This window comes from Rathayibacter sp. AY1C2, assembly GCF_002931195.1.
Classification (GTDB): Bacteria; Actinomycetota; Actinomycetes; order Actinomycetales; family Microbacteriaceae; genus Rathayibacter.
The window spans coordinates 340,303-362,212 of sequence record NZ_PSWG01000001.1 but is presented as its reverse complement, the minus strand read 5'-3'; the positions used below and the strand labels follow the sequence as shown (position 1 = coordinate 362,212).

Sequence of the window (21,910 nt, the reverse complement as noted above, 5' to 3'; positions counted from 1 at the left end):
CGGCCGCGCAGGTCCTCGACGGAGAAGCGGCGTCGCGCCTCCGGGTCGTAGAGCACGACGTTCGCGGCGGCCCCGACACGACCCAGAAGGGCTCCTAGTCCGTGCCAACGACACGCCTCAGCACCGAACCCACCGCCGTCCTCGTCCTCGAGGACGGACGACGATTCCGGGGACAGGCCTACGGCGCCCGAGGCCGCACCCTGGGCGAGATCGTCTTCGCCACCGGCATGACCGGGTACCAGGAGACGCTGACCGACCCGAGCTACGCCGGCCAGATCGTCGTGCAGACCGCGCCTCACATCGGCAACACCGGGACCAACGACGAGGACATGGAGTCGCGCCGCATCTGGGTCGCCGGCTACGTCGTCCGCGACCCCTCCCGCGTCGTCTCCAACTTCCGCGCGCAGCGCTCCCTCGGCGACGACCTGGAGACCGACGGCATCGTCGGGATCTCCGGCGTCGACACCCGGGCGATCACCCGCCACATCCGCTCGGCCGGCTCGATGCGCGCCGGCGTGTTCTCCGGCGAGGACCTCGCCCTCCCCGAGGAGGAGCAGCTCGCGCTGGTCCTCGGCGGCCGGCAGATGCAGGGGCTCAACCTGTCCTCCTCGGTCTCGACCGACGAGCAGTACACGGTGCCCGCCCGCGGCGAGCGCGTCGGCTCGGTCGCGGTCATCGACCTCGGGGTGAAGACCTCGACGGTCGACTACCTCGCGGAGCGCGGCTTCGACGTGCACGTGCTGCCCGAGTCCGTGACCGCCGAGCAGGTGCTCGCGCTCGACCCGTCCGCGCTCTTCTTCTCCAACGGCCCCGGCGACCCCGATGCCTCGGACCGCCACGTCGAGCTGCTGCGCACCACCCTGCGCGCCGACCTGCCGTTCTTCGGCATCTGCTTCGGCAACCAGCTGCTCGGGCGCGCTCTCGGCTTCGGCACCTACAAGCTCCCGTTCGGCCACCGCGGGATCAACCAGCCCGTGCTCGACAAGCTCACCGGCCGCGTGGAGATCACCTCGCAGAACCACGGGTTCGCCGTGGACGCGCCGATCGAGGGCGAGCTGGACTCGCCCGAGGGCTTCGGCCGCGTCGAGGTCAGCCACTACTCCCTCAACGACTCGGTCGTGGAGGGCCTTCGCTGCCTCGACATCCCCGCCTTCTCGGTGCAGTACCACCCGGAGGCGGCGGCCGGCCCGCACGACTCCAACCACCTCTTCGACCGCTTCCGCGAGATGGTCGTGCAGCGCACGGCCGGGCGCGGGGCCTCGGAGCCCACCGACATCCCCACGACCAGCAGCATCGGAGAGCAGAAGTAATGCCGCGCAGGGAAGACATCCAGAGCGTCCTGGTCATCGGCTCCGGCCCGATCGTCATCGGACAGGCCGTCGAGTTCGACTACTCCGGCACCCAGGCCTGCCGCGTGCTGCGTGCCGAGGGGGTGCGCGTGATCCTCGTCAACTCCAACCCGGCGACGATCATGACCGATCCCGACTTCGCCGACGCCACCTACGTGGAGCCGATCACGCCCAAGGCGATCGAGGCGATCATCGCCAAGGAGAAGCCGGACGCCATCCTGCCGACCCTCGGCGGGCAGACGGCCCTGAACGCGGCCATCCAGCTGCACGACCTCGGGATCCTCGAGAAGTACGGCGTCGAGCTCATCGGCGCGAGCTTCGAGGCGATCAACCGCGGCGAGGACCGCCAGATCTTCAAGCAGCTGGTGCTGGACGCGGGCGCCGACGTCGCGAAGTCCTACATCGCGCACACCGTCGACGAGGCGATCGAGTACGCCGAGGACCTGGGCTACCCCCTCGTCATCCGCCCGTCGTTCACCATGGGCGGCCTGGGCTCCGGCTTCGCCTACACCCGCGAGGAGCTGGTGCGGATGGTCGGCGACGGCCTGCACCAGAGCCCCACCACCGAGGTTCTCCTGGAGGAGTCGATCCTCGGCTGGAAGGAGTACGAGCTCGAGCTCATGCGCGACACGGCCGACAACACGGTCGTCGTCTGCTCGATCGAGAACGTCGACCCCGTCGGCGTGCACACGGGCGACTCGATCACCGTCGCACCGGCGCTGACCCTCACCGACCGCGAGTACCAGAAGCTGCGCGACATCGGCATCCGGATCATCCGCGACGTGGGCGTGGACACCGGCGGCTGCAACATCCAGTTCGCGATCGACCCGGCGGACGGCCGGATCATCGTGATCGAGATGAACCCGCGCGTCTCCCGCTCCTCCGCCCTCGCCTCCAAGGCGACCGGCTTCCCGATCGCCAAGATCGCCGCGAAGCTCGCCATCGGCTACCGCCTGGACGAGATCCCGAACGACATCACCAAGGTGACGCCGGCGAGCTTCGAGCCGACGCTGGACTACGTGGTCGTGAAGGTCCCGCGGTTCGCGTTCGAGAAGTTCCCGGCCGCCGACAAGACGCTGACCACGACCATGAAGTCGGTGGGCGAGGCGATGGCGATCGGCCGCAACTACGCGCAGGCGCTGCAGAAGGCGCTCCGCTCGCTCGAGAAGCGCGGCTCGTCGTTCCACTGGGGCGCGCAGGAGCGCTCGGTCGAGGAGCTCCTCGAGATCGCGAGGACCCCGACCGACGGCCGCATCGTCACCGTGCAGCAGGCGCTGCGCCTGGGAGCCACGGTCGAGCAGGCGTTCGAGTCCACGAAGATCGACCCCTGGTTCCTGGACCAGATCGTGCTGATCAACGAGATCGCCGACCTGGTGCGCGAGCACGACGGCCTCGACGCCGGACTCCTCCGCCTGGCGAAGGACCACGGCTTCTCGGACGAGCAGATCGCCGAGCTCCGCGGGCTCGACGAGGCGGAGGTCCGCCGCACCCGCTACGCGCTGGACGTGCGCCCGGTCTACAAGACCGTCGACACCTGCGCGGGCGAGTTCCCGGCGCTCACGCCGTACCACTACTCCTCGTACGACGAGGAGACCGAGGTCGTCGCCGCCGACCGCCGCAAGGTCGTCATCCTGGGCTCCGGCCCCAACCGCATCGGCCAGGGGGTCGAGTTCGACTACTCCTGCGTGCACGCCTCGTTCGCGCTCTCGGACGCGGGCTTCGAGACGATCATGATCAACTGCAACCCCGAGACGGTCTCGACCGACTACGACACCTCGGACCGCCTGTACTTCGAGCCGCTGACTCTCGAGGACGTGCTCGAGGTCATCCACGCGGAGTCGCAGTCCGGCGAGCTCGTCGGCGTCGTCGTGCAGCTGGGCGGCCAGACGGCGCTCGGGCTCGCCGCGGGCCTCGAGGCGGCCGGCGTGCCCATCCTCGGCACCACCCCAGCGAACATCGACCTCGCGGAGGAGCGCGGCGCGTTCTCGCGGATCCTCGACGAGGCGGGGCTTCTCGCTCCGCGCAACGGCACCGCGACCGACCTCGACGGCGCCCGTGAGGTCGCGGTGGAGATCGGCTACCCGGTCCTCGTCCGTCCGTCGTTCGTCCTCGGCGGGCGCGGCATGGAGATCGTCTACGGCACGCCCCAGCTCGAGGACTACTTCGAGCGGATGGCCGGCGAGGGGATCATCGACGAGGCGCACCCGCTGCTGGTGGACCGCTTCCTGGACGACGCGATCGAGATCGACGTCGACGCGCTCTTCGACGGCGAGCAGCTCTACATCGGCGGCGTGATGGAGCACATCGAGGAGGCCGGCATCCACTCCGGCGACTCGGCGTGCACGCTCCCGCCGGTGACGCTCGGCCGCCGGCAGATCGACCAGGTGCGGGAGGCGACCCTCGCGATCGCGCAGGGCGTCGGCGTCCGGGGACTGCTGAACGTCCAGTTCGCGATCGGCCAGGGCGTGCTCTACGTGCTCGAGGCGAACCCCCGGGCCTCGCGCACCGTGCCGTTCGTGTCGAAGGCGCTGGGCATCCCGCTCGCGAAGGCCGCGTCGCGCCTGATGGTGGGCGAGACCATCGCCGCGCTGAAGGCCGAGGGCCTGCTGCCCGAGCGCGACGGCTCCGACGTCCCGATGGACTCTCCCATCGCGGTGAAGGAGGCGGTCCTGCCGTTCAAGCGCTTCCGCACCAAGGAGGGCCAGATCGTCGACTCGCTGCTCGGGCCCGAGATGCGCTCCACCGGCGAGGTCATGGGGATCGACCGCGACTTCCCGCGCGCCTTCGCGAAGAGCCAGGACGCCGCGTACGGCGGCATGCCGGCGAGCGGGACCGTCTTCATCTCGGTCGCCGACCGCGACAAGCGCTCGATCGTCCTGCCCGCGCTGCGCCTGCGCCAGCTCGGCTTCGACATCCTCGCGACCGAGGGCACGGCCGAGGTGCTGAACCGCAACGGGATCCAGGCCCGCGTGGTCCGCAAGTACAGCGAGACCGCCGAGGGCGACGCGCCCTCCATCGTCGAGCTGATCGCCCGCGACGAGGTCGACGTGGTGATCAACACGCCCAGCGGAGGAGCGACCCGCGCCGACGGCTACGAGATCCGCGCCGCCGCGGTCGCCGCGGACAAGCCGCTGTTCACCACGATCGCCCAGCTCGCGGCCGCGGTCGCCTCGCTCGACGCGGCGAACGAGCCCTTCGAGGTGACGAGCCTGCAGGACTACGCCCTGCGCCGCGCGGAGCGCACCGCGTGAGCGGCGGCGCGGCGGGCACCGCCTCCTTCGGCTCGCGCCTCGAGGCGGCGTTCGCCGCGCACGGCCGGCTCTGCGTCGGGATCGACCCGCACGCGTACCTGCTCGACGCGTGGGGCCTCGCCGACGACGCGGCCGGGCTCGAGAGCTTCGGCCGCACGGTCGTCGAGGCGGCGGCCGGCCGTGTAGGCGTCGTCAAGCCGCAGATCGCCTTCTTCGAGCGGCACGGCTCGGCGGGCTACGCCGCGCTCGAGCGCGTGCTCGCCGACGCCCGCGAGGCCGGACTGCTGGTGATCGCCGACGTCAAGCGCGGCGACATCGGCACGAGCGTCACCGCCTACGCCGAGGCGTGGCTCCGGCCCGGCTCGCCGCTCGAGGCGGACGCCATGACCGCCGCGGCCTACCAGGGGCTCGGCTCCCTCGAGGGGATGCTGACCCTCGCGGAGGAGGCGGGCAAGGGCGTGTTCGTCCTCGCAGCCACCTCCAACCCCGAGGCCCGTCCCGTGCAGCGCGCCCTCGTGCAGGACGGCGGCCGGGCGGGATACACCGTGGCACGCGCGGTCGTGGCGGACGTGGCATCCTGGAACGACGCTCACGCTCGCGCGTCGATCGGCTCGGTCGGCGTGGTGCTCGGCGCCACGGTCGCCCTGGGCGACTTCGGCATCGGCATCGACGAGCCGCTGCACCCCGCACTCCCGGTGCTCGCGCCCGGCTTCGGCCACCAGGGCGCGGCCGTCGCGGACGCGCAGCGGCTGTTCGGCGCGCTGAGCGCCGCCACCATCGTCAGCGAGTCGCGGAGCGTGCTCGGCGCCGGCCCCTCGGGGATCGCGGCCGAGATCACCCGCCGCGCGACCGACATCCAGGAGACCCTTGTCCGCTGAAACCGTCAGCCCCGATCCCGGCGCCTCCTCGCGCCCGGAGGCCGTGCGCCGTCCCTCGCCGCCCGAGGTCGACCGGCGCGCCGCCTCCGAGGCCGCGATCGCGGCGCGCCGTGCCCGCGCCGCCGTCAAGAAGGCCGTCGCCGCCGGACGCCGCCCCGCGACCGCCGTGCTCGCGGCGGCCCAGGCCGAGCCGCTCGGAGTCGAGGGGCGGATGCGCGTCAGCGAGCTGCTCCGCGCCGTGCCCGCGCTCGGCGTGGTCAAGACGCCCCGGGTGATGGACCAGCTGCGGATCGCTGAGTCGAAGCGCCTCGGCGGGCTCGGCCGGCGCCAGGTCGAGGGCCTGGCGTCGTTCCTGGAGGAGCGGGAGTCGCGGCAGCGCCGCCCCGGCCGCAACCGCCTGCTCGTCCTCGCCGGTCCGACCGCGGTCGGCAAGGGCACGGTGTCGACCTACATCCGCGAGAACTACCCGGACGTCCTGCTCTCGGTCTCGGCCACCACCCGGGCCCCGCGTCCGGGCGAGGTGGACGGCGTCAGCTACTACTTCGTCGACGACGCCGAGTTCGACCGGATGGTCGCGGCGGGGGAGTTCCTCGAGTACGCCGTCGTCCACAACGCTCACCGCTACGGCACGCCCCGCGGCCCCATCGACGCCGCGCTGGAGCAGGGCCGGCAGGTGATGCTCGAGATCGACATCCAGGGTGCCCGCCAGGTGCGCGAGCGGATGCCGGACGCGCGGCTGGTCTTCCTCCTGCCGCCGACCTGGGACGAGCTGGTCCGCCGGCTGGTCGGCCGCGGCACCGAGAGCGCGGAGGAGCAGGAGCGCCGCCTGGCCACCGCGAAGGTGGAGCTGGCCGCGCAGGACGAGTTCGATTTCGCCGTCGTCAACAGCACCGTGCCCGAAGCGGCCCGCGAGGTCGTAGAATTGATGTCGCCTCGTGCCGACGGCGCGCCCGCTGACCCGGGCCGCTGACACCGGGCCACCGACCACCTCCGGGCCGACGCCCCGGGTCCCACCGGGCACACGCCCCTCGGAGCCCGCGCGCCGTGTTGCTCCGGAGCCGCAGATCGGCGCTGATGCGCCTGCAAGGAGACACCCATGGCCAACAACCTCGGCATCATCGACCCGCCCATCGACGAGCTCCTCTCGAAGGTCGACTCCAAGTACGCGCTGGTGATCTTCGCCTCCAAGCGCGCCCGCCAGATCAACGACTACTACGCCGACCTCCACGAGGGCAGCCTGTTCGACAACGTCGGCCCGCTGGTCGACTCCACCATCGACGACAAGCCCCTCTCGGTCGCACTGCACGAGATCAACGAGGACAAGCTCGTCGCCAAGCCCCTCGCCGAGTAGTCCCCTCCGGGTGGGCTCCTCTCTCGAGGCCGGCCGACGGCTCAACGTCGTCGTCGGCATCACCGGCGGCATCGCCGCGTACAAGGCCGTCGGAGTCGTCCGCGCGCTGGTCCTCGCGGAGCACGACGTGCACGTCGTCGCGACCGAGGCCGCGCTGCGCTTCGTCGGGAAGCCCACCCTCGAGGCCATCTCGCGGAACCCGGTGCACACCGAGCTCTACGAGGGCGTCGCCGAGGTCCGGCACGTGGCCATCGGCCAGGCCGCCGACCTCATCGTGATCGCGCCCGCGACGGCGCACACGCTCGCCAAGCTCGCCGCCGGCCTCGCCGACGACCTGCTCGGCAACACGGTGCTCGCGAGCACCGCCCCGCTCGTGGTCGCCCCCGCGATGCACACCGAGATGTGGGCGAACGCCGCCACCGTCGCGAACACGGCGGTGCTCCGCTCCCGCGGCGTGCACGTCGTCGGCCCCGCGGTCGGCCGCCTCACCGGCGCCGACTCGGGCCCCGGCCGCATGGAGGAGCCCGAGACGATCGTGGCGGAGGCCCTCGCCGTCCACGCCCGCTCCGCCTCCGCCCTCCGCGACCTCGCGGGCGTGCGCGTCCTCGTGACCGCCGGCGGAACCCGCGAGCCCCTCGACCCGGTGCGCTTCGTCGGCAACCGCTCCAGCGGCAGGCAGGGCGTCGCGCTCGCGCTGGCCGCTGCGGCCCGGGGCGCGGAGGTCACCCTCCTCGCCGCGAACCTCGACGTGCCGGCGCCGGAGGGCGTCACGGTCCTCCCGGTGGGCACCGCGCTCGAGCTGCGCGAGGCCGCCCTCGCCGCGGCCACCGGCGCGGACGTCGTGATCATGGCCGCGGCCGTCGCCGACTACCGGCCCGCCGCGGTCGCCGACGCGAAGATCAAGAAGGAGCAGCAGGGCGACCGTCTCGTCCTCGAGCTCGTCAAGAACCCGGACGTCCTCGCCGAGATCTCCGCCTCCCGGCGGGAGGGGCAGATCGTCGTCGGCTTCGCCGCGGAGACCGAGCCGGACCGGGACGCGATGCTCGCCCTCGGCCGCGCCAAGATCGCCCGCAAGGGCTGCGACCTGCTCGTCCTCAACAGGGTGGGCTGGGCCGAGGGCTTCCAGAGCGACAGCAACGCCGTCGTGGTCCTCGATCGGGCCGGCGATATAGTTGGCGAGGCCTCGGGCAGCAAGGCGGAGGTGGCCGATCGCGTCCTCGACGCGGTCGTGCGCTAGCCCCGCCGGTCCGCCCGCCCAGGCGCCGATCGCCTGCCGCCCGGCATCGCGCCCGCCAGGCCACTCCCGGTACGAACGACCCCGGTCCGCACGAGCCGGGACGAGAAGAGAAGCATGACCTCCGGTCCCCTCCGCCTGTTCACCTCCGAGTCCGTCACCGAGGGCCACCCGGACAAGATCTGCGACCAGATCTCCGACCGCATCCTCGACGCCCTGCTCCGCGAGGACCCGCACAGCCGGGTCGCCGTCGAGACGCTGGTCACGACGGGACTCGTGCACGTCGCGGGCGAGGTCTCCACGAGCGGCTACGTCGAGATCCCCAAGATCGTGCGCGACACGATCGTCGAGATCGGCTACGACTCCTCGGAGAAGGGCTTCGACGGCCGCTCCTGCGGCGTCTCGGTCTCGATCGGCCAGCAGTCGCCCGAGATCGCAGCGGGCGTCGACACGGCGCTCGAGGTCCGCTCCTCCGAGGCGGGCGAGGACGCCTTCGACCGCCAGGGCGCGGGCGACCAGGGCCTGATGTTCGGCTTCGCGACCGACGAGACCCCCGAATACATGCCGCTGCCGAGCTGGCTCTCGCACCGCCTCGCCGAGCGCCTGGCCGCCGTCCGCAAGTCGGGCGAGCTCGACTACCTCCGGCCCGACGGCAAGACCCAGGTCACCATCGGCTACGACGGCACGACGCCGTCCACCATCGACACCGTCGTCCTGTCCACCCAGCACGCCGAGCACGTCAGCACCGAGACGATCCACGCGGACATCGCGGCGCACGTCATCCGCCCCGTCCTCGAGACGGTCGACCTCGACTCCTCCGCCGTGCGCCTGCTGATCAACCCGACGGGCCGCTTCGAGATCGGCGGCCCTCAGGGCGACGCCGGGCTCACCGGCCGCAAGATCATCGTCGACACCTACGGCGGAGCGTCCCGCCACGGCGGCGGCGCGTTCTCGGGCAAGGACCCGTCGAAGGTGGACCGCTCGGCCGCCTACGCCATGCGGTGGGTCGCCAAGAACGCGGTCGCCGCGGGGCTCGCCTCGCGGCTGGAGGTGCAGGTCGCCTACGCCATCGGCAAGGCGGCCCCGGTCGGCCTCTACGTCGAGACCTTCGGCACCGGCACCGTCTCCGACGAGACGATCACCGAGGCGATCCGCTCGGTCTTCGACCTGCGCCCGGCCGCGATCATCCACGCACTCGACCTGCTCCGCCCGATCTACGCGCAGACCGCGGCCTACGGCCACTTCGGCCGGGAGCTCCCCGACTTCACCTGGGAGCGCCTCGACCGGGTCGACGACCTGCGCTCCGCCGCGGGCCTCTCGTAGCGGGCGCGGCGGCGATGGCGACGAGCGGAGCCGTCGCGCGCGTGCTCCTGGACTCGCCCCTCCCGCAGCTCGACCGGCTCCTGGACTACGCGGTGCCGGAGGCGCTGCGCGGCGAGGTGGTCCCCGGCGTGCGCGTGCGGGTGCCGTTGCGGACCGGAGGCCGGATCGCCGACGCGTTCGTCGTCGAGACGGGGGAGGGGACCGAGCACGCCGGAGCGCTCAGCGGCATCGAGGAGCTGGTCTCGCCGCTCGTCGTGCTGACCCCGGAGGTCTGGGCCCTCGCCCGCCGGGTGGCCGACCGCGCCTCCGGGGGCGCGAGCGACGTGCTGCGCCTGGCCGTGCCGCGCCGCCACGTCCGCGTCGAGAAGGCGCGACTCGCCGCGGGTCCCGCTCCTGCGGCGCCCGCGGTCGAGGCGGGCGGCGTGACGGGCTACCCCGACGCCTCCTTCGTTGGACTCGCCGAGGGGGCCCGGCTGGCGGTCGGCGCCGTGCCGGCTCCGGTGAGGCTCGACTCGGGCGCGTGGGTCGGCGGCTGGGCCGTCACGCTCGCCGAGCTCGCCCGGGACACGCTCGCCGCGGGCCGCGACGCGATCCTGGCCGTCCCCGACTACCGCGACCAGGAGCAGCTGGAGCTCGCTCTCGCCGCCCTCGTCCCCGCGGAGGCGGTGGTGCGCCTCGATGCGCGGCAGAAGGGCGCCGAGCGCTACTCCGCCTTCGTCCGCTGCCTCGATCCCGGGCCGCGGGTCGTCGTCGGCAACCGCTCCGTCCTCTACGCGCCCTCCTCCGCCCTCGGCCTGATCGCGCTCTGGGACGACGGCGATCCGCTCTTCGCCGAGCCGCTCGCGCCCTACGCGCACGCGCGCGACGTCGCCCTGGTGCGGCAGGAGCAGAGCGGCGCCGGCCTCGTCCTGCTCGGCAACACGCGCACGGTCGAGGTCGAGCGGCTCGTCGAGATCGGCTTCGCGACCGAGGTGGAGCCGCGGCCGAGCCGCCGCCCGCACGTCGTGCCGACCGCCCAGCAGTGGGCGGCCGACGAGCACGACGCGGCAGCGCGCATCCCCTCCTCCGCCTGGCGGGAGGCGCGGAAGGCCCTCGACTCCGGTCCCGTGCTGGTCCAGGTCGCGCGCCCCGGCTACGCGCCGGTGGTCGCCTGCGCCCGCTGCCGGACCGTCGCACGCTGCAACCGCTGCCAGGGTCCGCTCGGCGTGCACTCCGAGGGCGGGCGGCCGAGCTGCGGCTGGTGCGGCCTGATCGCGGCCGACTGGACCTGCTCCGTCTGCCAGGCGACGGCTCTGCGCCTCGTCTCCCTCGGCGCGGGCCGCACCGCGGAGGAGCTCGGACGCGCCTTCCCGGGTGCCAAGGTGATCGTCGCCGACGGGCAGCGCCCCGTGCTCACCCTCCCCGACGAGCCCGCGCTCGTCGTGGCCACGCGCGGGGCGGAGCCGCGGGCCGACGGCGGCTACCACGCCGTCCTGCTGCTGGACGGCGAGCGGATGCTGGCCCGCGAGAGCCTGCGGGTCGCCGACGACGCGCTTCGCACCTGGTCGAACGCCGCGGCGCTGGCCCGCCCGGGCGCGCCGGTCCTCCTGGTCGGGGTCGGCGGTCGGCTCGCGACCGCCCTGGCGACCTGGCGGCAGGCCGAGTACCTCCGGGCCGAGCTCCAGGAGCGGCGCGCTCTGCGCTTCCCGCCCGCGGTGCGCCTGGCCACGGTGAGCGGCGACGCGCACGCGGTGGAGGAGGCGCTCGACGCGCTCGACGAGGACGACCGGCACGAGGTCCTCGGTCCTGTCGGGCTCGAGGACGGCTCCGTCCGGGCGATCGTCCGGTTCGACTACGCTCGCGGTGCGGATGTGGCCGCGCGCCTCCGCTCCGCCGTGATCCGCAACGCCACGCGCCGTCGTCGCCCGCCGACCACGCCCGGCCGCTTCCGGCCGGCCCCCCGGCTCCGGGTCCGTCTCGACGACCCCGACATCCTCTGACTCCCCAGGAGACCCCCGTGCGCCTCGTCTTCGCCGGCACGCCCGCCGCCGCCGTTCCGACCCTCCGCGACCTCGCCGCCTCCGCGCACGAGGTCGTCGCCGTGGTCACCCGGGAGGACGCCCCGGTGGGCCGCAAGCGCGTGCTCACCCCCTCGCCGGTCGCCGTCACGGCCGAGGAGCTGGGGATCCCGGTGATCCGGGCGAACCGCCTCGACGAGGACGTGACCGACCGGATCGCGGAGCTCGCCCCCGACCTCGGCGTGATCGTGGCCTACGGCGGCCTCGTCCGGCAGCGCCTGCTGGCGGTGCCGCGCCTGGGCTGGATCAACCTGCACTTCTCCCTGCTGCCGCGCTGGCGCGGGGCGGCTCCCGTCCAGCGGGCGCTGATGGCGGGCGACACGCGGATCGGCGCGAGCGTCTTCCAGCTGGTTGCCGAGCTCGACGCCGGTGACGTGTACGCCGAGCTCGCCGTCGACGCGGGGGAGCGCACCGCGGGCGAGCTGCTGACGGAGCTGGCCGGGAGCGGCGCCGGCCTCACCCTCGGCGTGGTCGACGCGCTGGAGGAGGGCACGGCCGTCGCTACTCCGCAGGCCGGAGAGGCGACCCCCGCTCCCAAGCTCGACGCCGCGGACGGCCGGATCGACTGGAGCCTCCCGACCGCGCGGGTCCTCGCGCTCGTGCGCGGAACGACTCCCGAGCCCGGAGCCTCGACCGCGGTGGGCGACGCGCGCCTCAAGGTGCTCGCGGTCCGCGCGGCCGAGGGGGACCTCGCTCCCGGCGTCGTCCGCCTCGACGCGGGGCGCGCCCTCGTCGGCACCGCGGACGGAGCGGTCGAGCTGGTCACCGTCCAGCCCGCCGGCAGGACCCCGATGGCCGGCGCCGCCTGGGCCCGCGGCCTGCGCGAGAGCACGGTGCTCGCATGAGCGCCCGTCGCGAGGCCGCTCCCGCCCGCCGGGTCGCCTACGACGTCCTGCTCGCGGTGAGCGGGTCGGACGCCTACGCCAACCTGGTCCTGCCCGCGCGGATCAGCGCCGCCGGCCTCTCGCCCGCCGACGCGGGACTGGCCACCGAGCTCTGCTACGGCACCCTGCGGATGTCCGGCTACTACGACCGCGTGATCGCCCTCGCGGCCGGCCGGTCCGTCGAGAGCATCGATGCGCCCGTGCTCGACGCGCTGCGCCTGGGCGTGCACCAGCTGCTCGCGACCCGCGTGGCCCCGCACGCCGCGGTGAACGAGAGCGTCGCGCTCGTCGCGGCCGGCTCCTCGCGGGGAGCGGTGGCCTTCGCCAACGCCGTGCTGCGCGCGGTCTCGCGCTCGAGCGCCGGCGAGTGGCGCGAGCGGGTCTCCGCGGCCGCGGTCTCCGGGGACGACCGGATCGCCGCGCTGAGCTCCCACCCCGTGTGGATCGTGCGCGCCCTGCGACGGGCGCTGGCGGCGGAGGGGGCGGCCGACGAGCTCGACGCGCTGCTCGCCGCCGACAACGCGGCTCCGCGCGTGAACCTGGTGGCTCTGCCGGGCCTGGCGTCTCCCGGCGAGATCGCCGACGCCGAACCCGACCGGTTCTCGCCGGTCGGCATGACCAGCACCGGCGGCGACCCGGAGGCGTTCCCCGCGGTGCACGAGGGTCGCGTGCGCGTGCAGGACGAGGGCTCCCAGCTCGCCGCTCTGGCGCTCTCCCGAGCACGGCCGGTCCGCCCGGGCGAGCGCTGGCTCGACCTGTGCGCGGGACCCGGCGGCAAGGCGGCGCTGCTCGCGGCGGAGGCGCGCGCAGGAGGGGCGGCGCTGCTCGCCAACGAGGTGGTTCCGGGCCGCGCGGGCCTGGTGCGGCAGGCGCTGGCCGCCGTCGATCCGTCGGTCGAGGTGCGCACCGGCGACGGGCGCGACCTGGGCGACGAGCAGCCGGGATCGTTCGACCGCATCCTCCTCGACGCGCCGTGCACCGGTCTCGGTGCGCTGCGGCGTCGGCCCGAGGCGCGCTGGCGCAAGTCCGCGGCCGACGTGGAGCCGCTGGCCGCCCTCCAGGGCGAGCTGCTCGACTCCGCGGTGAGGGCTCTCGCTCCCGACGGCCTGCTGGCCTACGTGACCTGCTCGCCGCACCTCGGCGAGACCCGGCGCGTGCTCGCCCTCGCGCAGGAGCGGCACGAGCTCGAGCTCGTCGACACGCCGGCCGCGCTGCGCGCGGTGACGGCGGACCCGCTCCCGCTGCCGGAGGGCACCCTCCACGTGCAGCTCTGGCCGCACCGACACGGCACCGACGCCATGTTCGTCCAGCTCCTCCGCCGCCGGCCCCTCGAGGCGGCGTCCGGAGACGCCTGACCCCTCCGGAGCGGGAACGCGCTCGGCCGGGCGGACGCGGAGGACGCTCCGATCTAGGCTGGAGGCATGCCTGCACGGATCAACCCCAGCATCCTCTCCGCCGACTTCGTGAACTTCGAGGCCGAGCTGCAGCGCATCGCCGGAGCCGACCTGGTGCACGTCGACGTGATGGACAACCACTTCGTGCCGAACCTCACCTTCGGGCTGACCATGGTCCAGCGCCTCCAGGACGTCTCGCCCCGGCCGCTCGACCTGCACCTGATGATCGACGACCCCGACCGGTGGGCCCCCGACTACGCCGAGACCGGCGCCTACTCCGTGACCTTCCACGCCGAGGCCGCGCGCGACGCCGTGGCCCTGGCGCGGCGCCTGCGCGAGATCGGCTCGCGGGCGGGGATCGCGCTCAAGCCGGGCACGATGGTGGACGACTACCTCGACCTCCTGCCCGAGTTCGACCAGGTCCTCGTGATGACGGTCGAGCCCGGCTTCGGGGGCCAGTCCTTCATGGAGGAGACGATGCCCAAGCTGCGCACCCTCCGGAACGTGGTGGACCGCACCGGGCTCGACGTCTGGCTCCAGGTCGACGGCGGGATCGCTCCCGGCACGATCGAGATCGCAGCGGAGGCGGGAGCCGACACCTTCGTCGCGGGCTCCGCGGTCTTCGGCGCGGACGACCCGGAGGCCGCGATCGCGTCGCTGCGCGAGACGGCGACCGCTCACCTGCACCGGCACTGAGGTGGCCCGCGCCCGGCCGCCGTATAGACTTCCCCGGTGAAAACTTTCGACGACCTCTTCGCTGAGCTGGGCGAGAAGGCCGCCGCCCGTCCCGAGGGTTCGGGCACCGTCCGCGAGCTCGACGCCGGCGTGCACTTCATCGGCAAGAAGATCGTCGAGGAGGCCGCCGAGGTGTGGATGGCCGCCGAGTACGAGGGCGACGAGCGCACCGCCGAGGAGATCTCGCAGCTGCTCTACCACCTGCAGGTGCTCATGCTCGCCAAGGGACTGACGACGGCCGACGTCTACCGGCATCTGTGAGCCCCGCCCCGCTCGCCGGGGTGCGCCTCCGCTCCGCGCCGTCGCGCCCGCACGCTCCCCGAGGAGCCGTGCCGCCCCCTGAACAGCCGTCGAGTCATGAAGGACGTCCCGTGACCACCACCCCCGCCCCGGCGCTCCTGCGCGTCGCCGTCCCCAACAAGGGCTCCCTCTCGGAGACCGCCGGTCAGATGCTCGCGGAGGCCGGCTACACCGGCCGTCGCGACCCGAAGGAGCTGCACGTCGTCGACGAGCGCAACGGGGTGGAGTTCTTCTACCTGCGCCCGCGCGACATCGCCACCTACGTCGGCTCCGGCGCTCTCGACGTCGGGGTCACCGGCCGCGACCTCCTGATCGACTCCGGCTCCGAGGCGCGCGAGATCGCGAGCCTCGGCTTCGCGAACTCCACCTTCCGCTTCGCCGGGCCCGCAGGCCGCTACGACGAGCTCGCGCAGATCGACGGCCTCCGCGTGGCGACCAGCTACCCGGGCCTCGTGGGCCGCTTCCTCCGGGAGCACGGCGTCGAGGTGACGCTGATCCGCCTCGACGGCGCGGTCGAGTCCGCGATCCAGCTCGGCGTCGCCGACGTCATCGCCGATGTCGTCGAGACCGGCACCACGCTCCGCAAGGCCGGCCTCGAGATCTTCGGCCCGGTCATCCTGGACTCGACCGCCGTCCTGGTCTCCGCCGCAGGGGAGCCCGAAGGCATCCCGGTGCTGCTGCGCCGCCTGCAGGGCGTGCTGGTCGCCCGCGAGTACGTGCTGCTCGACTACGACTGCCCCGTCGCGCTCCTGGAGAGCGCCACGGCGATCGCCCCGGGCTTCGAGTCCCCGACGGTCTCGCCGCTGCACGACGCCGAGTGGGTGGCCGTCCGCGTGATGGTGCCGCGCGCGGACATGAACCAGGTGATGGACCGCCTGTACGACCTGGGCGCCCGCGCGATCCTGGTCACCTCCATCCACGCCGCGCGCCTGTAGAGGGGGAGCCGATGAGTCTCGCCGTCCGCGTCATCCCCTGCCTCGACGTCGCCGCCGGCCGCGTCGTGAAGGGCGTCAACTTCCAGAACCTGCGCGATGCGGGCGACCCCGTCGAGCTCGCCCGCCTCTACTTCGAGCAGGGCGCCGACGAGCTGACCTTCCTCGACGTCACCGCCACGGTCGACGACCGCTCGACCACCTACGACGTGGTGCGGGCGACCGCCGAGCAGGTCTTCATCCCGCTCACGGTCGGCGGCGGCGTGCGCAGCGCCGAGGACGTCTCGCGACTGCTCGCGCACGGCGCCGACAAGGTGGGCGTCAACTCCGCCGCGATCGCCCGGCCCGAGCTCCTCGGCGAGATCGCCGACGTCTTCGGCGCGCAGGTGCTCGTGCTCTCGCTCGACGTCAAGCGGAGCGACGCCACGGCGTCCGGCTTCGTCGTCACCACTCACGGCGGACGCCGCGAGACCGAGCTCGACGCCCTGGCCTGGGCGGCCGAGGCCGTCGAGCGCGGCGCCGGGGAGCTGCTGGTCAACTCCATCGACGCAGACGGCACCAAGCAGGGCTTCGACCTCGAGCTGATCGCCGCGATGCGCGAGCTGAGCTCCGTGCCGGTCATTGCCTCCGGAGGCGCCGGCGCCGTCGAGCACTTCGCTCCGGCCGTCGACGCGGGAGCCGACGCCGTGCTCGCCGCCTCCGTCTTCCACAACCGCGAGCTGACGATCGGTGACGTCAAGCGCGCGCTCGCCGCCTCCGGGATCGAGATCCGATGACCCCCGCCGAGCTCGACGCCGTCCTGGACCGCGCCGCCTTCGATCCGACCGGGCTCCTGCCCGCGATCATCCAGCAGCACGACACCCGCGAAGTGCTCATGATGGGCTGGATGGACCGCGAGGCTCTCCGGCGCACCCTCACCGAGGGCCGCGTCACCTTCTGGTCGCGCTCGCGCCAGGAGTACTGGCGCAAGGGCGACACGTCCGGGCACGCGCAGTACGTGCGGGGTGCCGCCCTCGACTGCGACGCCGACACCCTGCTGGTCCAGGTCGAGCAGATCGGCGCAGCCTGCCACACGGGCGAGCACGCCTGCTTCGACGTCGACCCCCTCGTGCCGTTCACCGGCCTCGGCCCGGCGGAGTGAGCATGAGCGGACGGCGGCTGAAGTACACGGCGATCCTCGGGGTCGTGCTGCTCGCCGCGCTCGAGCTGACCTCCTCCACTCAGACCTGGTCCACGCTGACCCTGGCCGCGATCGAGGGGGAGGGCCAGCGGATCGACGTGGCCGGGACCGTCGCCGCGCCCGCGCTCTCCGCCCTGGCGCTCGCGGGCCTCGCCCTCGCCGCGGCCCTCGCCATCGCCGGCCCCGTGTTCCGGATCGTGCTCGGTCTGCTCCAGGCCGTCCTCGGTGCCTCGGTGGTGCTCGCGGCCGCGACAGCACTGGGCGACCCCGTGCGCGCCGGCGCCTCGCTGGTCACGGAGGCGACCGCCATCGCGGGGGAGCAGTCCGTCGCGGCCCTCGTGGCCTCGTCCTCCGCGACGGCCTGGCCCGTCGTCGCCCTGGTCTGCGGCGCGCTCACGGCGCTGCTCGGGATCGGCGTCCTCGCGACCTCGCGCCGCTGGCCGGGAGCGGCACGGAAGCGCGCCTCCCGCTTCGAGCCCGCCGACGGCTACGGCCACGGCGCGTCGACCGTGCAGACGGACGACGGCGACATCGACCCGGTCGTCTCGTGGGACGAGCTCTCGCGCGGCGACGACCCCACCTCGGGCCGCTGATACCGGCCGGGGACGTGTCCGGCGGTCCGGCATCCCCGCCTCCTGCAGGGGGCTGCGCAGGCGAGTCCGGGCCGGGCGCTCAGGCGCCTCACGCTAGACTGGTCTGGTCCCGATGCACCCCCAGGAGGAGACCCATGAGCACCGAGCACGACGACGACAACCACGGCCACTCGCCCGCAGCGTGGACGGCCGTCGTCATCATGCTGGTCGGATTCACGATCGGCACGATCGCGTTCTGGTTCGACGTGCCCCTGGTGGTCTGGCTCTCGGCCGGCCTGGTCGTGGTGGGTCTGCTCGTGGGCATGGGCATGGCCAAGGCGGGCTACGGCGTCAACGGCGCGAAGGCGAACCCGAAGGCGCGCGCCTAGGTGCTCGCCGACCTCACCGCCGGCGCCCTGGCCGACGCGGCCCGGCGCCGAGAGAGCGCCCCGCTCGAAGCCGTCGAGCGCCGCGCGCTCGCCCAGGCGCCCGCCCTCGACGCCCTGGCCGCTCTGGCCCCCGCCGAGCGCGTAAGGATCATCGCCGAGGTGAAGCGCGCCAGCCCGTCGCGCGGCGCCCTCGCCGACATCCCCGTACCCGCCGAGCTGGCCGGACAGTACGAGCTCGGGGGAGCGAGCGCGATCAGCGTCCTCACCGAGGAGCGCCGCTTCAAGGGGTCCCTCGCGGACCTCGAGGCGGTCCGCGAGCGCGTGTCGATCCCCGTCCTGCGCAAGGACTTCGTCGCCGAGCCGTACCAGGTCCTCGAGGCCCGCGCGGCCGGAGCCGACCTGGTCCTCCTCATCGTCGCCGCGCTCGAGCAGCCCCTGCTCGCCGAGCTGCACGCCCTCGTGCTCGAGCTGGGGATGACCCCGCTCGTCGAGACGCACTCGGCCGACGAGCTCGAGCGGGCCGCCGACCTCGGCGCGCGGCTCATCGGCGTGAACGCCCGCGACCTCTCCACCTTCCAGCTCGACCGCGACCTCTTCGGCCGCCTCTCCGAGCGCTTCCCCGACGACGCGGTGAAGGTGGCCGAGTCGGCCGTCCTCACCGCCGACGACGTCGCGCACTACCGCGGCTCCGGAGCCGACGTCGTCCTCGTGGGCGAGGCTCTCGTCACCGGCGGCGACCCCGTCTCCACCCTCGCCGGCTTCCTGGCGCACTGACCACACCGATAGGCGGTACCCCCATGGCACTCCGGGATGAACTCGGCCCCTACTTCGGCGAGTTCGGCGGACGCTACGTCCCCGAGTCCCTCGTCGAGGCCCTCGACGAGCTGAGCGCCGAATACGAGCGCACGAAGGTCGACCCCGCGTTCGCGGCAGAACTGATGGAGCTGCACCGCAGCTACACCGGTCGTCCGTCGATCATCACCGAGGTGCCGCGGTTCGCCGAGCACGCCGGCGGTGCGCGGATCATCCTCAAGCGGGAGGACCTCAACCACACCGGCTCGCACAAGATCAACAACGTGCTGGGCCAGGCGCTGCTCACCAAGCGGATCGGCAAGACCCGCGTCATCGCCGAGACGGGAGCGGGCCAGCACGGCGTCGCGACCGCCACGGCCGCCGCCCTGTTCGGCCTCGACTGCGTGGTCTACATGGGCGAGGTCGACACCGAGCGCCAGGCCCTCAACGTCGCCCGCATGCGCCTGCTCGGCGCCGAGGTGATCCCCGTGACGACCGGCTCGCGCACCCTCAAGGACGCGATCAACGACGCGATGCGCGACTGGGTGACGAACGTGGGCACCACGAACTACATCTTCGGCACCGTCGCGGGCCCGCACCCGTTCCCGGCCCTCGTCCGGGACTTCCAGAAGATCATCGGCGAGGAGGCGCGCGAGCAGGTCCTCGAGCTCACCGGCTCGCTGCCCACCGCGGTCACCGCCTGCGTCGGCGGCGGCTCCAACGCGATGGGGATCTTCCACGCCTTCCTCGACGACCCCGAGGTCCGCCTCGTCGGCTTCGAGGCCGGCGGTGACGGGATCGAGACCCCCCGCCACGCGGCGACCATCAGCAAGGGTCGCCCCGGCGTCCTTCACGGCGCCCGCAGCTTCCTCCTCCAGGACGAGGACGGCCAGACCGTCGAGTCGCACTCGATCTCGGCCGGCCTCGACTACCCGGGCATCGGCCCGGAGCACGCGTGGCTCTCGAGCATCGGCCGCGCCGACTACCGCGCGGTCACCGACTCGGCCGCGATGGACGCGCTCATGCTGCTCAGCCGCACCGAGGGGATCATCCCGGCGATCGAGTCCGCGCACGCGCTGGCCGGCACGCTGGAGCTCGGGCGCGAGCTCGGCCCCGAGGCCACCATCCTGGTCAACCTCTCGGGCCGCGGCGACAAGGACATGACGACCGCTGCGCACTACTTCGGCCTCATGGACGAGGGCGCGGTGCAGTCGTGAGCGGCCGCGGACCGAGCGTCGCCGAGACCGTCCGGCGCCGGAACGAGGAGGCGGCGGGCGCCCTGATCGGCTACCTCCCCGTCGGCTTCCCCGACCTGCCGACCAGCATCGACGCCGCCGTGGCCATGGCCGAGAACGGCGTCGACGCGATCGAGCTCGGTCTGCCCTACTCCGATCCGGTGATGGACGGACCCGTCATCCAGGAGGCGACCCAGGCCGCCATCGCGGGCGGCTTCCGCCTCCGCCACGGCTTCGAGGCCGTCCGCGAGATCCGGGCGCGCGTCGACGTGCCGGTCCTGGTGATGACCTACTACAACCCCGTCCTGCAGTACGGGGTCGAGCGCTTCGCCACCGATCTGGCCGAGGCCGGCGGGTCCGGCCTCATCACGCCCGACCTGATCCCGGACGAGGGCGCCGAGTGGCTCGCCGTCTCCGAGCGGCTCGGACTCGACCGCGTGTTTCTCGCGGCACCGTCCTCGACGGACACGCGCCTGCGCCAGGCCGTCGACTCGAGCCGTGGATTCGTCTACGCGGTCTCGACGATGGGCATCACCGGCGCGCGCACCGATGTCGACTCCGCGGCCCGCACCCTGGTCGACCGCCTCCGCGCCGCCGGCTCCGAGAGCGCGTGCGTCGGCCTGGGCATCTCGACCGGCGAGCAGGTCGCCGAGATCCTCGCCTACGCGGACGGCGCCATCGTCGGATCCGCCCTGGTGCGGGCGCTGGCGTCCGGCGGGGTCGACGCGGTCGCCGAGACCTCCCGCGGCCTCGCCGAGGGCACCCGCCTGCGCTCCGCGCGCTGACACCCTCCCGCTACAATCGGGATGCCCACCGGGGCGCGGCCGAGCCGCGCCCGGGGGACCCCCTCCTTCGAAAGGTCGAGTACCGGTGTCCGTACCGCTGAGCATTCCGAGCCCCCCCGACGCGTGGAGTCAGTACGACCTCACGATCGGCACCTTCACGCTCGCGATCCACACCTACGCGCTCTGCATCCTCGCGGGGATCATCGTGGCGACGATCATGACGAACCAGCGCCTCAAGCGCCGCGGCGCGGAGCCGTGGGTCGTGCTCGACATCATCATCTGGGCGGTGCCGCTCGGCATCGTCGGCGCCCGCGCCTACCACGTGCTCACCCACCCCGGCGACTACTTCTACGACGGCGCCGACCCGTGGGAGGTCGTCCGCATCTGGAACGGCGGCAACGCCATCTTCGGCGGGCTCATCGGAGGCGCGGTCGGCGCGTTCATCGGCTGCCGCTGGACAGGAGTGCGCTTCTGGACCTTCGCCGACGCCCTCGCCCCCGGCATGCTCGCCGCTCAGGCGCTCGGGCGCCTGGGCAACTGGTTCAACCACGAGCTCTTCGGCCTGCCCACGACCCTGCCCTGGGGCCTCGAGATCGAGACCACCAACCCGGCCTTCCCCGTCGGCCTCCCGGCGGGCACGCTCTTCCACCCGACCTTCCTCTACGAGATCCTCTGGAACGTCGTCGGCATCGCGGTCATCCTCCTGCTCGAGCGCCGTCTCAAGCTGCAGTGGGGCACCGTCTTCGCCGCCTACCTGATCTGGTACGGGATCGGCCGCGTCTGGTTCGAGTCCATCCGGATCGACCCGAGCGAGTTCTTCTGGGGCATCCGCACCAACGTCTGGGCCGCGCTCATCGCCGTGGTCATCGGCCTGGTCCTCGTGGTGATCCAGAAGCGCGAGCACCCGGGCGCCGAGCCCTCGGCCTACCGGCCGGGTCGCGAGTGGACGCCCGCCCCGGCTGCGGTAGAATTCGAGGACGTCGAGTCCGACTCCGACGACACAACCACCCCTGCTTCCGGCACCGACGCCGAGAAGCCGACGGTCTCCCGCACCTGACGGAGGTCGCGGAGCCTCCGCGACCGCCTCCCGGGTGCCCGACACCTCCACGACCGCCCCATCGCGGCGCAGCCACGAGCGCTGCCGCGGGCGGGTCGTCGTGCAGGCACCGCCGGCGGCGCGCGACGCTCGCGCCACGGCAGAACCCTACGGCCCTCCCGATCGGGGAGCCGCTCCTCCTCCACCACCGCGGGCCAGCGACGTCCCGATCA

General features: G+C 73.4%; 21 protein-coding genes. All 21 read left to right on the top strand.

Annotated features, from left to right (window positions below; translation table 11 throughout):
* Positions 1 to 101 precede the first annotated feature (101 nt).
* The 21 genes from carA to lgt all read left to right on the top strand — a co-directional run bounded on the left by carA (position 102) and on the right by lgt (position 21,698).
* A complete protein-coding gene (gene carA, locus C5C55_RS01640; protein ID WP_104232669.1) occupies positions 102 to 1,310 on the top strand; it encodes a glutamine-hydrolyzing carbamoyl-phosphate synthase small subunit in 1,209 nt (402 codons plus the stop codon).
* Positions 1,310 to 4,600: a carbamoyl-phosphate synthase large subunit gene (carB, locus tag C5C55_RS01635; RefSeq protein ID WP_104232668.1), complete on the top strand. Its 3,291-nt coding sequence runs from the start codon at positions 1,310 to 1,312 to the stop codon at positions 4,598 to 4,600. Before carA ends, carB begins: the two co-directional genes overlap by 1 nt.
* A complete protein-coding gene (gene pyrF, locus C5C55_RS01630; protein WP_104232667.1) occupies positions 4,597 to 5,478 on the top strand; it encodes an orotidine-5'-phosphate decarboxylase in 882 nt (293 codons plus the stop codon). Before carB ends, pyrF begins: the two co-directional genes overlap by 4 nt.
* Positions 5,479 to 5,521: 43 nt before the next feature.
* Positions 5,522 to 6,448, top strand: a complete 927-nt coding sequence (gmk, locus tag C5C55_RS01625; protein ID WP_104348685.1) for a guanylate kinase — start codon at positions 5,522 to 5,524, stop codon at positions 6,446 to 6,448.
* A 126-nt stretch (positions 6,449 to 6,574) separates the two neighbouring features.
* Complete coding sequence (gene rpoZ, locus C5C55_RS01620; RefSeq protein WP_104221835.1) at positions 6,575 to 6,829, top strand: DNA-directed RNA polymerase subunit omega; 255 nt, start codon at positions 6,575 to 6,577, stop codon at positions 6,827 to 6,829.
* A 10-nt stretch (positions 6,830 to 6,839) separates the two neighbouring features.
* Positions 6,840 to 8,066 carry a bifunctional phosphopantothenoylcysteine decarboxylase/phosphopantothenate--cysteine ligase CoaBC gene (gene coaBC / locus C5C55_RS01615; RefSeq protein WP_104232665.1) on the top strand — a complete coding sequence of 409 codons (1,227 nt, stop codon included), beginning with the start codon at positions 6,840 to 6,842 and terminating at the stop codon, positions 8,064 to 8,066.
* A 114-nt stretch (positions 8,067 to 8,180) separates the two neighbouring features.
* Positions 8,181 to 9,386, top strand: a complete 1,206-nt coding sequence (gene metK / locus C5C55_RS01610; RefSeq protein WP_104221839.1) for a methionine adenosyltransferase — start codon at positions 8,181 to 8,183, stop codon at positions 9,384 to 9,386.
* A 14-nt stretch (positions 9,387 to 9,400) separates the two neighbouring features.
* Positions 9,401 to 11,365: a hypothetical protein gene (locus C5C55_RS01605; protein ID WP_104232664.1), complete on the top strand. Its 1,965-nt coding sequence runs from the start codon at positions 9,401 to 9,403 to the stop codon at positions 11,363 to 11,365.
* 17 nt (positions 11,366 to 11,382) lie between these two features.
* Entirely contained in the window at positions 11,383 to 12,288 is a 906-nt protein-coding gene (locus C5C55_RS01600) for a methionyl-tRNA formyltransferase (protein ID WP_104232663.1), read from the top strand.
* Positions 12,285 to 13,682, top strand: a complete 1,398-nt coding sequence (locus tag C5C55_RS01595; RefSeq protein WP_104232662.1) for an RsmB/NOP family class I SAM-dependent RNA methyltransferase — start codon at positions 12,285 to 12,287, stop codon at positions 13,680 to 13,682. Before C5C55_RS01600 ends, C5C55_RS01595 begins: the two co-directional genes overlap by 4 nt.
* Before the next feature lie 66 nt (positions 13,683 to 13,748).
* Positions 13,749 to 14,417, top strand: coding sequence for a ribulose-phosphate 3-epimerase (gene rpe, locus C5C55_RS01590; protein WP_104232661.1), 669 nt, complete (start codon positions 13,749 to 13,751; stop codon positions 14,415 to 14,417).
* A 36-nt stretch (positions 14,418 to 14,453) separates the two neighbouring features.
* A complete protein-coding gene (locus C5C55_RS01585; RefSeq protein WP_055791842.1) occupies positions 14,454 to 14,717 on the top strand; it encodes a phosphoribosyl-ATP diphosphatase in 264 nt (87 codons plus the stop codon).
* Positions 14,718 to 14,827: 110 nt separating this feature from the next.
* Positions 14,828 to 15,691, top strand: a complete 864-nt coding sequence (gene hisG, locus C5C55_RS01580) for an ATP phosphoribosyltransferase (protein WP_104232660.1) — start codon at positions 14,828 to 14,830, stop codon at positions 15,689 to 15,691.
* An 11-nt stretch (positions 15,692 to 15,702) separates the two neighbouring features.
* A complete protein-coding gene (hisF, locus tag C5C55_RS01575) occupies positions 15,703 to 16,464 on the top strand; it encodes an imidazole glycerol phosphate synthase subunit HisF (protein WP_104221853.1) in 762 nt (253 codons plus the stop codon).
* Complete coding sequence (gene hisI / locus C5C55_RS01570) at positions 16,461 to 16,829, top strand: phosphoribosyl-AMP cyclohydrolase (RefSeq protein WP_104221855.1); 369 nt, start codon at positions 16,461 to 16,463, stop codon at positions 16,827 to 16,829. Before hisF ends, hisI begins: the two co-directional genes overlap by 4 nt.
* A 2-nt stretch (positions 16,830 to 16,831) precedes the next feature.
* Complete coding sequence (locus tag C5C55_RS01565) at positions 16,832 to 17,461, top strand: Trp biosynthesis-associated membrane protein (protein ID WP_104232659.1); 630 nt, start codon at positions 16,832 to 16,834, stop codon at positions 17,459 to 17,461.
* A gap of 134 nt (positions 17,462 to 17,595) precedes the next feature.
* The gene (locus C5C55_RS01560; RefSeq protein WP_104221860.1) at positions 17,596 to 17,829 is read left to right on the top strand and encodes a DUF6704 family protein; all 234 of its coding nucleotides are present in this window, start codon (positions 17,596 to 17,598) and stop codon (positions 17,827 to 17,829) included.
* Complete coding sequence (trpC, locus tag C5C55_RS01555; RefSeq protein WP_104221862.1) at positions 17,830 to 18,603, top strand: indole-3-glycerol phosphate synthase TrpC; 774 nt, start codon at positions 17,830 to 17,832, stop codon at positions 18,601 to 18,603.
* Between the two features lie 23 nt (positions 18,604 to 18,626).
* Positions 18,627 to 19,838: a tryptophan synthase subunit beta gene (gene trpB / locus C5C55_RS01550; protein WP_104232658.1), complete on the top strand. Its 1,212-nt coding sequence runs from the start codon at positions 18,627 to 18,629 to the stop codon at positions 19,836 to 19,838.
* Positions 19,835 to 20,641 (top strand): tryptophan synthase subunit alpha, encoded by an 807-nt coding sequence (gene trpA / locus C5C55_RS01545; RefSeq protein WP_104232657.1) that lies wholly within the window; start codon positions 19,835 to 19,837, stop codon positions 20,639 to 20,641. Before trpB ends, trpA begins: the two co-directional genes overlap by 4 nt.
* 85 nt (positions 20,642 to 20,726) lie before the next feature.
* The gene (lgt, locus tag C5C55_RS01540) at positions 20,727 to 21,698 is read left to right on the top strand and encodes a prolipoprotein diacylglyceryl transferase (RefSeq protein WP_258059820.1); all 972 of its coding nucleotides are present in this window, start codon (positions 20,727 to 20,729) and stop codon (positions 21,696 to 21,698) included.
* The last annotated feature ends 212 nt before the right edge of the window (positions 21,699 to 21,910 follow it).

Bases quoted from the DNA above. Each gene is read 5' to 3' on its own strand.
- metK (WP_104221839.1), top strand. From the start codon at position 8,181: ATGACCTCCGGTCCCCTCCGCCTGTTCACCTCCGAGTCCGTCACCGAG.
- C5C55_RS01565 (WP_104232659.1), top strand. From the start codon at position 16,832: ATGAGCGGACGGCGGCTGAAGTACACGGCGATCCTCGGGGTCGTGCTG.
- carB (WP_104232668.1), top strand. From the start codon at position 1,310: ATGCCGCGCAGGGAAGACATCCAGAGCGTCCTGGTCATCGGCTCCGGC.
- C5C55_RS01560 (WP_104221860.1), top strand. From the start codon at position 17,596: ATGAGCACCGAGCACGACGACGACAACCACGGCCACTCGCCCGCAGCG.
- hisF (WP_104221853.1), top strand. From the start codon at position 15,703: ATGAGTCTCGCCGTCCGCGTCATCCCCTGCCTCGACGTCGCCGCCGGC.
- trpB (WP_104232658.1), top strand. From the start codon at position 18,627: ATGGCACTCCGGGATGAACTCGGCCCCTACTTCGGCGAGTTCGGCGGA.
- hisI (WP_104221855.1), top strand. From the start codon at position 16,461: ATGACCCCCGCCGAGCTCGACGCCGTCCTGGACCGCGCCGCCTTCGAT.
- C5C55_RS01595 (WP_104232662.1), top strand. From the start codon at position 12,285: ATGAGCGCCCGTCGCGAGGCCGCTCCCGCCCGCCGGGTCGCCTACGAC.
- rpe (WP_104232661.1), top strand. From the start codon at position 13,749: ATGCCTGCACGGATCAACCCCAGCATCCTCTCCGCCGACTTCGTGAAC.
- C5C55_RS01605 (WP_104232664.1), top strand. From the start codon at position 9,401: ATGGCGACGAGCGGAGCCGTCGCGCGCGTGCTCCTGGACTCGCCCCTC.
- rpoZ (WP_104221835.1), top strand. From the start codon at position 6,575: ATGGCCAACAACCTCGGCATCATCGACCCGCCCATCGACGAGCTCCTC.